Genomic DNA, 12,544 nt, shown 5'->3' with positions numbered 1-12,544 from the left:
ATTGCTTTGACACGTTACTACTCCTCGATGCTACCACCAGCAGCTTCGATTGCTTGCTTAGCGCCTTTAGTCACTTTGATACCTTTAAAAGTATAAGCTTTAGTGACTTCACCCGACAACATAACGCGCGCACGCTTCATATCACGACGGATAAGGTTAGCAGCTTTCAAAGTTTCAATACTAACGACATCGCCTTCAATTTGGCTCAGTTCAGACAGACGAACTTCAGCAGTCGTCATAGCCATTTTACTGGTAAAACCGAATTTTGGTAGACGACGATATAAAGGCATTTGACCACCTTCAAATCCTGAGCGTATGCTAGAACCTGAACGAGATTTCTGACCTTTTACACCACGACCACCAGTTTTACCAAGGCCTGAACCGATACCACGACCACGACGTTGGGCAGTTTTCTTTGCGCCAACACCTGGTGATAATTCATTTAATCTAAGACCCATTACGCTTCCTCCACTTTTACCAAGTAGTTAACGCGATTGACCATACCACGAGTTGAAGGAGTATCTTCTACTACAACAGAATGATTAATACGGCGTAAACCCAATCCTTTCAAGCATGCTTTGTGGCTCTTGAGGCGATGGGCACCCGATTTGAATTGAGTGACTTTCATTTTTTTCATCGTAACTCACCTAGTCTAAGTTAACCCAAGATTTCGTCTACAGATTTACCACGTTTTGCTGCCATCTTTTCTGGAGTTGACATATCACGTAAACCGTTAAACGTTGCACGAACAACGTTAGCAGTGTTGGTAGAACCATAACATTTAGTCAAAACATCTTTGACACCAGCAACTTCTAATACAGCACGCATTGCGCCACCAGCGATTACGCCAGTACCTTCAGATGCAGGTTGCATATAGACTTTACTAGCACCATGACGTGCTTTGATCGGATGATACAAAGTTGCATCATTTAGCTCAACAGTAATCATATTACGTTTGGCAGCTTCTAGTGCTTTTTGAATAGCAGCTGGCACTTCACGTGCTTTACCGCGACCAAAACCAACACGACCATTGCCATCACCCACTACGGTCAACGCAGTGAAAGAGAAAATACGACCACCTTTAACAACTTTTGCAACGCGATCAACGGTAACTAAGCGTTCTACTAGACCGTCAGTCTGTTCATTTTTATCATTTTTATCATTTCTAGCCATGATTAAAACTCCAATCCGTTTTCGCGAGCAGCTTCAGCTAAAGCTTTTACTCGACCATGATATTTAAAACCACTACGGTCAAATGCAACTTTAGTAATGCCAGCTGCTTTTGCGCGTTCTGCGATCATTTGGCCTACAGACGTCGCTGCATCAGCGTTACCAGTCGCGCCTGAACGCAAGCTGCTGTCTAAGGTAGATGCCTGAGCAATCACTTCACCACCGTTCGGAGAGATAATCTGGGCATAGATGTGTCTTGGCGTACGATTAACCGTTAGACGATGAACGCCCAAAAAACGGATATGTGCACGGGTTTTCTTAGCTCGACGTAGACGAGCTGCTTTTTTATCAAACATTTCAACTCACCTTATTTTTTCTTGGCTTCTTTGCGAATCACATGCTCGTCACTATAACGAATACCTTTACCTTTGTAAGGCTCAGGTGGGCGGAAACCGCGAATATCGGCTGCTGCTTGACCAAGCTGCTGCTTATCGTTTGATTTTAAAACGATTTCAGTTTGCGTTGGGGTTTCAGCTGATACACCTTCAGGTAACGTATATTCTACTGGATGTGAGTAACCAACGTTTAGCGTTACTTTATTACCAGCAGCTTGAGCACGGTAACCAACACCAATCAACTGAAGACGTTTTTCAAAGCCTTCGTTAACGCCTATTACTAAATTATTTAGTAAAGAGCGCATGGTGCCAGTATGCATCATCGCTTCTTTTGAATCGACTGTAGGTGAGAAAATGATTGCATCATCTTCCTGTTTCAGCTCGACCAATTCATGCAGGCGTAAAGACATATTGCCGTTCTTGCCTTTAACTTCGACCTGCCGATCGTTCAAAGTAACGCTTACGCCGTTTGGCAGCGTCACTGGGGCTTTAGCCACACGAGACATAGGAATATTCCTTAGAAAATTAACTTCTTTATATTAGCGAAAAAACTAACAGGCTAAAAAGCGTGTTAGTTTAGCATAGTTGACCGCGTTAGACACCTAACAATGTTAAATAATTTATCATTACCACATTGAAAGAAGCCTAACAGCGTCAAATAGACTTTATCGTCGTGTAGCTTACGCTACAAATGCGACGACTTCACCACCGATACCAGCAGCGCGTGCAGCACGATCAGTCATGATGCCTTGGCTAGTTGATACAATAGCAACACCCATACCTTGCTTAACAGTAGGGATAGCGTCTTTACCGCGATGCTGGCGTAAACCAGGACGGCTAAAACGTTGAATCGTCTCGATTACAGCTTTGCCTTCGAAGTATTTTAATACGATGGTCAAAGTTGCTTTGTTGTTGTTTTCTTCAGTAACAACAGCGCTAGCAACATAACCTTCGTTAACCAACAAATCAGCGATTGATTTGCGTAGCTTAGAGTTCGGCATTGCTACCGATACTTTATTAGCCATTTGTGCGTTACGAATACGGGTTAGCATATCCCCAACGGTATCTTGCATACTCATATAGTTACCCCTTACCAGCTTGCTTTACGAACACCAGGCACATCGCCTTGCATGACACGCTCACGCAGCATATTGCGTGATAAGCCAAACTTGCGGAAGTAACCGTGAGGACGACCCGTGATAGCACAACGATTGCGCAGACGTACTGGTGATGCGTTACGTGGTAAAGCTTGTAGCTCTAGCATCGCTTCCATACGAGTTTCGTCACTTGCAGTCATATCACTGATAGTTTCTTTTAGCTTGATACGCTTATCAGCGTACTTAGCAACCATTTTTTCGCGCTTTAATTCGCGGTTAATCATGCTCTTCTTTGCCATAACGTCTTTACCTTATTTAAATGGGAAGCCGAAAGCTTTAAGCAACGCACGACCTTCTTCATCAGATTGAGCTGACGTAGTAATTGTCACATCCATACCACGGATACGATCAATCTTGTCAAAGTCTACTTCTGGGAATACGATTTGTTCTTTGATACCCAATGAGTAGTTACCACGTCCGTCAAAGGCTTTAGGAGAAAAACCACGGAAATCACGAATACGAGGAATTGCAATGGCAATGAGACGATCTAAAAATTCGTACATTTGCTCACCGCGTAGCGTTACTTTACAGCCAATTGGCCATTCTTCACGAATTTTAAAGCCAGCAACTGATTTACGCGCTTTGGTGACTACAGGTTTTTGACCAGCAATAGCAGTCATATCAGCCACAGCACCTTCAAGCAATTTCTTGTCTTGAGACGCGCCACCTACACCCATATTTAGTGTGATTTTAGTGATTTTTGGCACTTGCATCACATTCGCCAAACCAAGTTCTTCTTTGATTTGCTGTTTTAATTCTTCGTTATATAAAGATTTTAATCTTGCCATTACCATTACACCCTTAGTGTCTTACGCAGTCGCCACTACTTCACCGTTCGAACGATACAGGCGTTGTTTCTTGCCGTCTTCGCCGAACTGATAAGTAATACGATCAGCTTTTTGGGTTTGCGCATTTAAGATTGCGACATTTGAGATATGCAGAAAAGCTTCTTGCTTAAGAATGCCGCCTTCAACGCCAGTTGCCTGATTTGGCTTCTGATGTTTAGTGACAATGTTAATGCCTTCAACTTTAATACGATCGTTTTTTACAGCTTGTACAGTACCTTGCTTGCCTTTGTCTTTCCCAGCAATCACGATAACTGTATCGCCTTTACGTAATTTTGACATGGATTACCTCACAATACTTCTGGTGCTAGTGATACAATTTTCATAAACTGATCACCACGTAGTTCACGAGTTACCGGTCCAAAAATACGAGTTGCAATCGGCGCTTTGTTTTGGTTCAACAATACCGCAGCATTGTCGTCAAAACGTAATACCGAACCATCAGGACGACGAACGCCTTTTTTGGTACGTACAACTACCGCATTCATCACGTCGCCTTTTTTAACACGACCGCGAGGAATGGCTTCTTTAACCGTTACTTTAATAATGTCGCCAACTGATGCATAACGACGATGAGAGCCACCCAGTACTTTAATGCACTGAACTCGTCTTGCACCGCTATTATCTGCAACTTCCAGCATAGATTCAACCTGAATCATAGCGTTACTCCACACGTATGAGCAATAAAAACCAGTTGCTGCCGCTAGCACAGTATGAGTAGTCGGCATTTTAATATTAATAACCGCTGCTACTCTTAATGTGAGTGATATACGCTCGGCGCAATCAGTATCCTTAAAAAGGCAGCTATTTTAACAGCTTCTGGCTTTTAATGCAATTTACTTAGATTTTTTCTACTTTTTCAACCACATCAACCAAAGTCCAAGACTTGGTTTTTGAGATTGGACGCGTTTCTTTGATGCGGACAAGATCGCCTTGTTGGCAAACATTATTCTCATCATGTGCTTTGATTTTAGTAGAACGACGAAGCTGCTTGCCATATAAAGGATGACGAACCAGACGCTCAATCAAAACCGTGATGGACTTGTCCATCTTGTCACTGACAACTCGTCCTGTCAGAACACTAGCATTGGTCGTTGCTTGATTGTTATCGCTCATGAGTCGCCTCGTTGTTTCTCGTTAATCAAAGTCTGAAGCTGAGCAATCGCACGACGATTGACACGTACTTCATGGGTATTCCCCAACTGACCAGTTGCTTTAGCCATACGAATACGGAAAGCATCAAGTTGCTTTTCATCAAGTAACTGGGTCAGTTCTTCTAATGATTTATCACGTAATTCACTGATCTTCATTACATTATCGTCCGCTTAACAATGGTAGTTTTAAAGGGCAGTTTAGCTGCAGCAAGCGTTAACGCTTCGCGAGCAAGCTCTTCTGAAATCCCTTCAAGTTCATATAGTATTTTACCAGGTTTGATTTCGCATACCCAATATTCTACAGGACCTTTACCTTTACCCATACGTACTTCTAATGGTTTATTGGTAATTGGCTTGTCTGGGAAAACGCGAATCCAAATCTTACCGCCACGCTTAATTTTACGAGTGATGGTACGGCGTGCTGCTTCAATTTGACGGGCAGTCATACGACCACGAGTCAAAGATTTTAGACCAATTTGTCCGAATGCAACGGTGCTTCCACGATGAGCTAGCCCAGTGTTACGACCTTTATGCATTTTACGAAACTTGGTACGTTTTGGCTGTAACATAGTTTAACCTCTGTCTGTGTTTCGACGGTTTCCGTTTCCACGACCACGGCGTTTTGGCGCACGAGTCTGCTCTTCTTTAACGGGATTGTATACACTGTTCATACCGTCAAGGATTTCGCCACGGAAGATCCAAACTTTTACACCGATGGTGCCGTAAGTGGTTTCCGCACGTACTGACGAATAGTCGATATCAGCGCGTAGTGTATGCAGTGGCACACGACCTTCACGGTACCATTCAGTACGAGCAATCTCAGCACCGCCAAGACGGCCAGACAGCTCAACTTTAATACCTTTAGCACCAGAACGCATGCTGTTCTGTACCGCACGCTTCATAGCACGGCGGAACATCACACGACGCTCAAGCTGACTTGCGATGCCTTCCGCTACTAAATGAGCATCAAGATCAGGCGAGGTGATTTCTTCAATGTTGACCTGAGCAGGTACGCCCATAATTTTGGTCAATTCTTTTTGAAGTCTTTCAATATCTTCGCCTTTCTTACCGATAACAATACCAGGACGCGCAGTGGCGATGGTAATCTTAGCAGCACCAGTAGGACGCTCAATCATGATCTTGCTAATCATAGCACTATCAAGTTTCTTGCGCAGATATTCACGAACCTGAATGTCGTTAATTAGGTATTCTGAGTATTGTTTAGGGCTAGCATACCAGTTTGCGTTATGCTTTTTTACAACACCAAGACGAATTCCGATTGGATGTACTTTTTGTCCCATAACTTATTCCCCTACCTTTATAGTGATGTGACAGGTACGCTTACTGATACGATCAGCGCGACCTTTAGCACGTGGTAGGATACGTTTTAGCGTAATGCCTTCATCAACGTAGATGGTTGATACTTTAAGAGTATCGATATCTAAACCGTTGTTGTTTTCAGCATTGGCGATGGCAGAGTTAAGACATTTCTTAACAAAAACCGCGCCTTTTTTATTGCTATACGTTAGGATATCCAAAGCACGCTCAATAGATTTGCCACGAACTTCATCAGCAACGAGTCTAACTTTTTGTGCCGATATGGCGGCACCGCGTAATTTTGCAGTTACTTCCATGGTAAGCACCTTATCTCTTAGCTTTCTTGTCAATGCCGTGACCACGATATGTACGAGTCGGGGCAAATTCACCTAGTTTATGACCAACCATCTGTTCACTTACGATAACCGGTACATGAGTACGGCCATTGTGAACAGATAAAGTTAGGCCAACCATTTGTGGCAGAATCATTGAACGGCGCGACCAAGTTTTAATTGGTTTGCGTGAGTTGGTTTCTAATGCAGTTTCAACTTTAGCAAATAAATGCGCGTCTATGAATGGACCTTTTTTCAATGAACGAGGCATGAAATTCTTCCTTTATTTCTTCTTGGCGCGACGGCGGATGATCATGTTGTCAGTACGCTTATTGTGACGCGTTTTAAGTCCTTTAGACTTCTGACCCCAAGGGCTAGTAGGATGGCGACCTTTGTTACGACCTTCACCACCACCATGTGGGTGATCAACCGGGTTCATAGCGACACCACGAACAGAAGGACGAATACCTCTCCAACGTGAAGCACCGGCTTTACCAAGTGATTTCAAGTTGTTTTCAGTATTAGAAACTTCACCGATAACAGCACGGCAATTTACGTGTACACGGCGAGTTTCGCCAGAACGCAAACGAAGAATTGCATAAATACCGTCACGACCTAGTAGCTGAACGCTAGCACCCGCAGCACGAGCCATCTGTGCGCCTTTACCGATTTTAAGTTCGATATTATGGATCACAGTACCTAGTGGTATGTTTTTTAGCGGTAAACAGTTACCTGGACGAATTGGTGATAATTCACCTGACATTACAGTATCGCCAACTGCTTGCTTTTTAGCAGCGATAATATAACGACGTTCGCCGTCAGCGTACTTAAGTAAAGCAATATGCGCAGTACGGTTAGGATCGTATTCAATACGCTCTACTGTAGCTGGGATATTGTCTTTAGTACGTTTAAAATCGATAATACGATAATGTTGCTTATGACCACCGCCGATGTGACGAGTAGTGATACGGCCATTATTGTTACGACCACCGGTCTTGCTTTTTGATTCTAGAAGCGCTGCAAACGGACGACCTTTATAAAGGTGTGGATGCACTACTTTTTCAACAAAACGACGGCCTGGTGATGTTGGCTTTGCTCTTACGATAGGCATGAGTGTAATCCTTATTCGTTATTCGCTGTTTCACTAGTAGAAGCAGTCGTATTTGCGACCTCTTCACCAGCATCAGCCATTTGTACATCTTGACCAGCTTTTAAGGTAACATAGGCTTTTTTGTAGTCATTACGACGGCCGATACTTTTACCAAAACGCTTTGTCTTACCTTTAACGTTCAATGTGTTTACTTTTAAAACTTCAACACCTTCAAACATCATCTCAACTGCTTTTTTAACTTCAAGCTTAGTAGCCTTAGAGTCAATTTTAAATACCTGCACACCAAGTGAGTCGCCAAGCATTTGAGATTTCTCTGAGAATACAGGTCCTCTTAGGATCTGATAAAGTCTTGCGTTATTCATGCTAGTGCTTCCTCAAATTGTTTCGCAGCTTCGACTGTCATGATCACTTTATCAAAAGCGATCAAGCTCACTGGATCCACTTCACTTGTATCAAGTACATTGACATGTGGGATGTTGCGAGCAGCTAAGTATAAGTTTTCGTCAACTTCTTTGGTGACGATTAATGCACGTGATGCATTTAACTCACCTAACTTTGCGATCAGCTCTTTGGTCTTAGGACCAGAAACGCTTATCTCTTCAACCAAAATCAGACGCTCTTGGCGAATCAATTCGGCTAGGATGCACTGCATAGCACCGCGATACATCTTACGGTTAACTTTCTGTGACCAATCTTGTGGCTTAGCCGCGAATGCACGACCGCCCCCACGCCAGATTGGGCTACGAATAGAACCTGCACGAGCGCGACCAGTACCTTTTTGGCGCCATGGCTTAATGCCACCACCAGAAACTTCGGCACGGGTCTTTTGAGCGCGTGTACCTTGACGAGCACCAGCAAGATATGCGGTGACGACTTGATGCACTAGTGCTTCGTTGAATTCACGACCGAAAGCCGTATCAGAAAGCTCAACTGCCGCCCCTGTAACTGTTTTTAAATCCACGTTAATCCCCTTGCTTAGGCTTTGACTGACGGACGTACGATGACATCGCCACCGGTGGCACCTGGGATAGCACCCTTGATGACAAGTAACCCATTTTCAACATCAACCGATATCACTTCTAGGCCTTGAACGGTAACGCGTTTGTTACCCATCTGACCTGGCATTTTTTTGCCTTTGAAGACTTTACCTGGTGACTGGTTTTGACCAGTTGAACCAATGGCACGGTGAGATACTGAGTTACCATGAGTGGCATCTTGCATGCTGAAGTTGTGACGCTTCACGCCGCCTTGAAAGCCTTTACCTTTACTGTTTCCTGTGACATCAACCATCTGACCTTGTTCGAACAAGTCAGCTAGGATCTCACCACCAATCTCACGACCTTCAAGATCGCTGTCATTGGCACGAAATTCCCAAACACCACGACCAGCGGCAACGCCGGCTTTAGCGAAGTGACCTTTTTGAGCTGCTGTTACGCGGCTGTCACGACGGGTGCCTGTGGTAACTTGGATGGCTTGATAGCCATCTACATCAGTATTTTTTACTTGAGTAATGCGGTTAGCACTGATCTCAACCACTGTTACAGGGATAGATGCGCCTGCTTCAGTGAAGACACGGGTCATGCCGCATTTTTTACCGACTAAACCGATCGCCATTTTAGACCTCTTTATATCTTATATTAATGGGTTGGGTGTTTATGTGCATTAACCCAAAGCAATTTGAACGTCAACACCCGCCGCTAAGTCAAGCTTCATTAGCGCATCCACAGTTTTATCGGTAGGTTGAACAATGTCAACCATACGCTTATGAGTACGAATTTCGTACTGATCACGAGCGTCTTTGTTTACGTGTGGTGAAGTTAGAACGTTGAAGCGCTCAATGCGAGTCGGCAACGGTACAGGACCACAAACTTGCGCACCGGTGCGCTTTGCAGTATCAACAATCTCTTGTGCAGATTGATCAATCAGACGATGATCAAAAGACTTAAGACGGATACGGATTCTCTGGTTAGCCATGCCAGCAAGCTCCTAATATGTGCTTTTGTCATTCTTGCTTTGCAAGGATATGAGCAAAAGCCGTTTGGTTAAATATTCACTTAAAGCGGCCTTCTGTTCTAAACCAGAATGAGTTCTTTATCCGAACTTATAGCGTGCCAAAAGCAAAATAGTTTAAAGCCCCGCCGACCCTTCCATTGTAGGATGTCAGCAAAGGCATAATGAAATAGTGCTAGAAACGATGCTCTAGCTGTCATAGCGCCAGCTGTTTGATTGGCTGCGCATATATAATTCAGTGGTCTGTATTATACATAATAATCAGATGATTGCAAGGGGCTTATTTACAATGATATACACAACTGTTTGATATAAATATTGGTTTCTAAACCAAATCCTCTAACTTTTAACCAATTGCTTACTAATCATCAAAGCTAAACCGTCCCATTAAATGCCCTCAGTTTTCAACATTTGACGGTAATACTTACTATTCAGATCCCGCCTTAATGTTCAATCTAATACTATATCGTATTGTTCTTGGGTATATAAATTCTCAACATCAAAGGTAATCACTCTACCAAGCAAATACTCTAAATCTGCTACCGTATCCGACTCTGAGGTGAGTAATAAATCAATGACTGCGGCATGGGCAACCACCGTAAACTTCTTAGGAGAATTATAGGTACGAGCACAGCGCATGATTTCACGAAATATTTCAAAACAGACCGTCTCAGCGGTTTTGACAAAGCCGCGCCCTTGACAGGTTGAGCAAGGCTCACATAGTTGCTGCCCAAGCGATTCACGAGTACGCTTACGGGTCATCTCAACCAAACCAAGCTCACTGACTTGAGTGATTTTGGTTTTGGCATAGTCTTGTACTAGCTGTGACTGCAAGCTCTCTAAGATATCATCCTTGTGCTGCTGCTCAAGCATATCGATGAAGTCTAGGATAATAATACCGCCTAGATTACGTAAGCGCAGTTGACGGGCTATCGCGTGTGTTGCCTCTAGATTTGTTTTGTAGACGGTATCTTCTAATGAACGCCCACCAACGAATGAGCCAGTATTGACATCAATGGTGGTCATCGCTTCGGTTTGGTCAATAATCAGATAGCCGCCCGACTTTAAATCAACGCGACGTTTGAGCGCATCACGTAAATCATCTTCGACGCGGTGCACATCAAACAGCGACTGCTCAGCGGTATAATGTACTATGCGATCATAGACAAAAGGCACAAATTCTTTGGCAAAGTATCTAACCTGCTCATATATCTGTGCATTATCAATCACGACTTTTTCGGTACCAGCGTGTACCAAATCACGGATAGAGCGCAGTGGTAGCGATAATTCTTGATAAATAAGCTCTGAGCTTTGATTAGGCTTCATTTCTTGGCGACGGGCACATATCGTTCGCCATAGCTGCAAGAGATAGTAGATGTCTTCTTCAAGTTTATCAACGGGGACACGCTCTGCCGCCGTACGTGCAATAAGACCGCCCTTGAGATTGACGGTTTGCATCAGGCTAGTAAGCTCAGTCTTTAAGCGTGTACGCTCTTCTTCGCCATCAATACGTTGTGAGATACCGATATGCTCACTCGATGGCAAGTAGACCAGATAGCGAGATGGTAGCGATATATTGGTGGTTAAGCGCGCGCCTTTACTGCCCAGCTGATCTTTGGTGACTTGAACTAAGATACGTTGGCTTTCATGCAGACGATGCTGGATGAGAGTTTTCGAAACTGGTACAACTTCTGTGTTCTGCGTACTTATTACAGGCGGCGTAATGGCTAAATCATCAGCGGTTACCTCTATAATAGTGCGCTCATCATCAGTCTTTTCGACTTTACTGCTTTTGGCAGCTGGACGAGGTTCACGCTGCATATCATTAACGTGTAAGAATGCAGTACGTGACTGACCAATATCGACAAAGGCTGCCTGCATACCCGGCAGAACGCGTACCACTGTACCCAAGTAAATGTTACCAACCAAACCCAGTTTATGATGACGCTCAATATAAATCTCGCCCAAGATACCGTTATCTAGTACGGCAACACGGGACTCCATGGGACTAATATTAATCAGCAGCTCTTCGGACATAGTATTTTCTCTTATCACTTAGCTTTCTGGTGAAGCATTCATAGTTTGGTAGCCTGACAGTGTAACAAATGCCACTTGCTTTTGCCCACGACACAAGCGTGTCATTATGTGCAGATGGTTTAATATCAAGCTTCATCTTAAAGCACTGCTGGATCCATACCCCTGCTCTAAACGTTTTGAGCATGTAAGTTTTATTAGGTATTATCTATTTAGGCATCAAAATTTTAAAGCGTATCAGTGTCATTCATCTCTTTAATCAATGCCAGCGTTTGGGCAAGCGGTAAGCCCACCACATTGGTATAGCTGCCATTGATACGGCTAACCCAAGCCGCACCCAACCCTTGAATACCATAGCCACCCGCCTTATCTGCAGGCTCGCCGCTGTCCCAATAATCACTCATCATCTCTAGAGTAAGCGCTACAAAGGTGACCTCTGTGCGTTCAATGATTTGTTGCTGATTGATGATTTGCCATACTTGCTCATTATTGAACTCATCAGAACGTTTAGGCTGTAATGAGAGTTGCGTTGCCTGTACCGCCGTCCATACTTCATGAGTACTATCGGACATTTGCTGCCACATACGATAAGCATCTTCGCGATTATTTGGTTTGACCAAGACTGTTTTGCCATCTGGTAATACCCCAATGGTATCAGAGGTCAATAAAATAATGGGCTTCGATAAGAGTGATTGATATATGTGAGCGTCATTATTCTTTAACTGTCTATTTAGCTGCACAGTTGCTGCCTCTGCTTTGGCGGCGACCATACGGACAATATAATCTTCGGGCGACTCATCTTGATAAGGCGTTTCATCGATATCAACGCTGATGACCGTAAATTCTAGTTGCACTCTACTTAGTAACTCGCGACGACGCGGCGAGCCGGATGCTAAGATAATATCCATCACTACTCTCTTATTATGAAAAAATTCAGTATTGATAGGTTTAGTCATAAATAAACGAGGGTCGTTTATCGTAGATGCTTGTAAAAATTATTTGTGATAAAAATACTTGTA

The 12,544-nt window shown here is 43.7% G+C and carries 23 protein-coding genes; all 23 read right to left on the bottom strand.

The genetic code is table 11. From position 1 onward, the window contains the following. Positions 1-17: 17 nt before the first annotated feature. On the bottom strand, positions 18-458 hold the full coding sequence (rplO, locus tag PCRYO_RS02610) for a 50S ribosomal protein L15 (RefSeq protein WP_011512862.1): 441 nt from the start codon (positions 456-458) through the stop codon (positions 18-20). Next, positions 458-637, bottom strand: a complete 180-nt coding sequence (gene rpmD, locus PCRYO_RS02605) for a 50S ribosomal protein L30 (RefSeq protein ID WP_011512861.1) — start codon at positions 635-637, stop codon at positions 458-460. The genes rplO and rpmD overlap by 1 nt, the downstream gene beginning before the upstream one ends. Positions 638-657: 20 nt before the next feature. Further along, positions 658-1,173: a 30S ribosomal protein S5 gene (gene rpsE / locus PCRYO_RS02600; RefSeq protein WP_010196711.1), complete on the bottom strand. Its 516-nt coding sequence runs from the start codon at positions 1,171-1,173 to the stop codon at positions 658-660. 2 nt (positions 1,174-1,175) lie between these two features. Further along, on the bottom strand, positions 1,176-1,526 hold the full coding sequence (gene rplR, locus PCRYO_RS02595; RefSeq protein WP_011279801.1) for a 50S ribosomal protein L18: 351 nt from the start codon (positions 1,524-1,526) through the stop codon (positions 1,176-1,178). 11 nt (positions 1,527-1,537) lie between these two features. Then, positions 1,538-2,071, bottom strand: coding sequence for a 50S ribosomal protein L6 (rplF, locus tag PCRYO_RS02590; protein ID WP_011512860.1), 534 nt, complete (start codon positions 2,069-2,071; stop codon positions 1,538-1,540). A gap of 174 nt (positions 2,072-2,245) precedes the next feature. After that, positions 2,246-2,644, bottom strand: a complete 399-nt coding sequence (gene rpsH, locus PCRYO_RS02585) for a 30S ribosomal protein S8 (RefSeq protein WP_011512859.1) — start codon at positions 2,642-2,644, stop codon at positions 2,246-2,248. Between the two features lie 11 nt (positions 2,645-2,655). Continuing rightward, on the bottom strand, positions 2,656-2,961 hold the full coding sequence (gene rpsN / locus PCRYO_RS02580) for a 30S ribosomal protein S14 (protein ID WP_011279798.1): 306 nt from the start codon (positions 2,959-2,961) through the stop codon (positions 2,656-2,658). A 12-nt stretch (positions 2,962-2,973) separates the two neighbouring features. Then, a complete protein-coding gene (rplE, locus tag PCRYO_RS02575; protein WP_011512858.1) occupies positions 2,974-3,510 on the bottom strand; it encodes a 50S ribosomal protein L5 in 537 nt (178 codons plus the stop codon). Positions 3,511-3,531: 21 nt separating this feature from the next. Beyond that, entirely contained in the window at positions 3,532-3,849 is a 318-nt protein-coding gene (gene rplX / locus PCRYO_RS02570; protein WP_011512857.1) for a 50S ribosomal protein L24, read from the bottom strand. 8 nt (positions 3,850-3,857) lie between these two features. Further along, positions 3,858-4,226 (bottom strand): 50S ribosomal protein L14, encoded by a 369-nt coding sequence (rplN, locus tag PCRYO_RS02565; RefSeq protein WP_010196702.1) that lies wholly within the window; start codon positions 4,224-4,226, stop codon positions 3,858-3,860. 181 nt (positions 4,227-4,407) lie between these two features. Next, complete coding sequence (gene rpsQ / locus PCRYO_RS02560) at positions 4,408-4,683, bottom strand: 30S ribosomal protein S17 (protein WP_011512856.1); 276 nt, start codon at positions 4,681-4,683, stop codon at positions 4,408-4,410. After that, positions 4,680-4,877 carry a 50S ribosomal protein L29 gene (gene rpmC, locus PCRYO_RS02555; RefSeq protein WP_011279794.1) on the bottom strand — a complete coding sequence of 66 codons (198 nt, stop codon included), beginning with the start codon at positions 4,875-4,877 and terminating at the stop codon, positions 4,680-4,682. Before rpmC ends, rpsQ begins: the two co-directional genes overlap by 4 nt. Then, positions 4,877-5,290 (bottom strand): 50S ribosomal protein L16, encoded by a 414-nt coding sequence (rplP, locus tag PCRYO_RS02550; protein ID WP_011512855.1) that lies wholly within the window; start codon positions 5,288-5,290, stop codon positions 4,877-4,879. Before rplP ends, rpmC begins: the two co-directional genes overlap by 1 nt. 3 nt (positions 5,291-5,293) lie before the next feature. Continuing rightward, positions 5,294-6,022 (bottom strand): 30S ribosomal protein S3, encoded by a 729-nt coding sequence (rpsC, locus tag PCRYO_RS02545; RefSeq protein ID WP_011512854.1) that lies wholly within the window; start codon positions 6,020-6,022, stop codon positions 5,294-5,296. A 3-nt stretch (positions 6,023-6,025) separates the two neighbouring features. Then, a complete protein-coding gene (gene rplV, locus PCRYO_RS02540) occupies positions 6,026-6,355 on the bottom strand; it encodes a 50S ribosomal protein L22 (protein WP_010196689.1) in 330 nt (109 codons plus the stop codon). A 10-nt stretch (positions 6,356-6,365) separates the two neighbouring features. Then, positions 6,366-6,641, bottom strand: a complete 276-nt coding sequence (gene rpsS / locus PCRYO_RS02535) for a 30S ribosomal protein S19 (RefSeq protein WP_011279791.1) — start codon at positions 6,639-6,641, stop codon at positions 6,366-6,368. A gap of 12 nt (positions 6,642-6,653) precedes the next feature. Then, positions 6,654-7,481: a 50S ribosomal protein L2 gene (gene rplB, locus PCRYO_RS02530; protein WP_011512853.1), complete on the bottom strand. Its 828-nt coding sequence runs from the start codon at positions 7,479-7,481 to the stop codon at positions 6,654-6,656. 11 nt (positions 7,482-7,492) lie between these two features. Next, positions 7,493-7,843, bottom strand: coding sequence for a 50S ribosomal protein L23 (gene rplW, locus PCRYO_RS02525; RefSeq protein ID WP_011279789.1), 351 nt, complete (start codon positions 7,841-7,843; stop codon positions 7,493-7,495). Beyond that, positions 7,840-8,442, bottom strand: a complete 603-nt coding sequence (gene rplD, locus PCRYO_RS02520; RefSeq protein WP_011512852.1) for a 50S ribosomal protein L4 — start codon at positions 8,440-8,442, stop codon at positions 7,840-7,842. The genes rplW and rplD overlap by 4 nt, the downstream gene beginning before the upstream one ends. A 14-nt stretch (positions 8,443-8,456) precedes the next feature. Then, positions 8,457-9,095, bottom strand: coding sequence for a 50S ribosomal protein L3 (rplC, locus tag PCRYO_RS02515; RefSeq protein WP_011512851.1), 639 nt, complete (start codon positions 9,093-9,095; stop codon positions 8,457-8,459). A 48-nt stretch (positions 9,096-9,143) separates the two neighbouring features. After that, positions 9,144-9,455, bottom strand: coding sequence for a 30S ribosomal protein S10 (rpsJ, locus tag PCRYO_RS02510; RefSeq protein ID WP_010196670.1), 312 nt, complete (start codon positions 9,453-9,455; stop codon positions 9,144-9,146). A gap of 486 nt (positions 9,456-9,941) precedes the next feature. Beyond that, a complete protein-coding gene (locus tag PCRYO_RS02505) occupies positions 9,942-11,528 on the bottom strand; it encodes an Rne/Rng family ribonuclease (RefSeq protein WP_011512850.1) in 1,587 nt (528 codons plus the stop codon). A gap of 224 nt (positions 11,529-11,752) precedes the next feature. Further along, positions 11,753-12,433 (bottom strand): Maf family protein, encoded by a 681-nt coding sequence (locus PCRYO_RS02500; protein ID WP_041752962.1) that lies wholly within the window; start codon positions 12,431-12,433, stop codon positions 11,753-11,755. Positions 12,434-12,544: the final 111 nt, after the last annotated feature.

Origin of the sequence: Psychrobacter cryohalolentis K5 (genome assembly GCF_000013905.1) — a bacterium.
Taxonomy (GTDB): Bacteria; Pseudomonadota; Gammaproteobacteria; order Pseudomonadales; family Moraxellaceae; genus Psychrobacter; species Psychrobacter cryohalolentis.
Note: the sequence above shows the minus strand (reverse complement) of the source record. Positions and strands in the feature narration are given on the sequence as shown.

Coding starts and splice junctions, on each gene's coding strand:
- rplC (WP_011512851.1), bottom strand. CDS start 9,095: ATGGCGATCGGTTTAGTCGGTAAAAAATGCGGCATGACCCGTGTCTTC.
- rplB (WP_011512853.1), bottom strand. CDS start 7,481: ATGCCTATCGTAAGAGCAAAGCCAACATCACCAGGCCGTCGTTTTGTT.
- rplF (WP_011512860.1), bottom strand. CDS start 2,071: ATGTCTCGTGTGGCTAAAGCCCCAGTGACGCTGCCAAACGGCGTAAGC.
- rpsH (WP_011512859.1), bottom strand. CDS start 2,644: ATGAGTATGCAAGATACCGTTGGGGATATGCTAACCCGTATTCGTAAC.
- rpmD (WP_011512861.1), bottom strand. CDS start 637: ATGAAAAAAATGAAAGTCACTCAATTCAAATCGGGTGCCCATCGCCTC.
- rplO (WP_011512862.1), bottom strand. CDS start 458: ATGGGTCTTAGATTAAATGAATTATCACCAGGTGTTGGCGCAAAGAAA.
- rplR (WP_011279801.1), bottom strand. CDS start 1,526: ATGTTTGATAAAAAAGCAGCTCGTCTACGTCGAGCTAAGAAAACCCGT.
- rplV (WP_010196689.1), bottom strand. CDS start 6,355: ATGGAAGTAACTGCAAAATTACGCGGTGCCGCCATATCGGCACAAAAA.
- rpsS (WP_011279791.1), bottom strand. CDS start 6,641: ATGCCTCGTTCATTGAAAAAAGGTCCATTCATAGACGCGCATTTATTT.
- rpsN (WP_011279798.1), bottom strand. CDS start 2,961: ATGGCAAAGAAGAGCATGATTAACCGCGAATTAAAGCGCGAAAAAATG.
- PCRYO_RS02505 (WP_011512850.1), bottom strand. CDS start 11,528: ATGTCCGAAGAGCTGCTGATTAATATTAGTCCCATGGAGTCCCGTGTT.
- rpsC (WP_011512854.1), bottom strand. CDS start 6,022: ATGGGACAAAAAGTACATCCAATCGGAATTCGTCTTGGTGTTGTAAAA.
- rpsJ (WP_010196670.1), bottom strand. CDS start 9,455: ATGGCTAACCAGAGAATCCGTATCCGTCTTAAGTCTTTTGATCATCGT.
- rplW (WP_011279789.1), bottom strand. CDS start 7,843: ATGAATAACGCAAGACTTTATCAGATCCTAAGAGGACCTGTATTCTCA.
- PCRYO_RS02500 (WP_041752962.1), bottom strand. CDS start 12,433: ATGGATATTATCTTAGCATCCGGCTCGCCGCGTCGTCGCGAGTTACTA.
- rpsQ (WP_011512856.1), bottom strand. CDS start 4,683: ATGAGCGATAACAATCAAGCAACGACCAATGCTAGTGTTCTGACAGGA.
- rplX (WP_011512857.1), bottom strand. CDS start 3,849: ATGTCAAAATTACGTAAAGGCGATACAGTTATCGTGATTGCTGGGAAA.
- rplN (WP_010196702.1), bottom strand. CDS start 4,226: ATGATTCAGGTTGAATCTATGCTGGAAGTTGCAGATAATAGCGGTGCA.
- rplP (WP_011512855.1), bottom strand. CDS start 5,290: ATGTTACAGCCAAAACGTACCAAGTTTCGTAAAATGCATAAAGGTCGT.
- rpmC (WP_011279794.1), bottom strand. CDS start 4,877: ATGAAGATCAGTGAATTACGTGATAAATCATTAGAAGAACTGACCCAG.
- rplE (WP_011512858.1), bottom strand. CDS start 3,510: ATGGCAAGATTAAAATCTTTATATAACGAAGAATTAAAACAGCAAATC.
- rpsE (WP_010196711.1), bottom strand. CDS start 1,173: ATGGCTAGAAATGATAAAAATGATAAAAATGAACAGACTGACGGTCTA.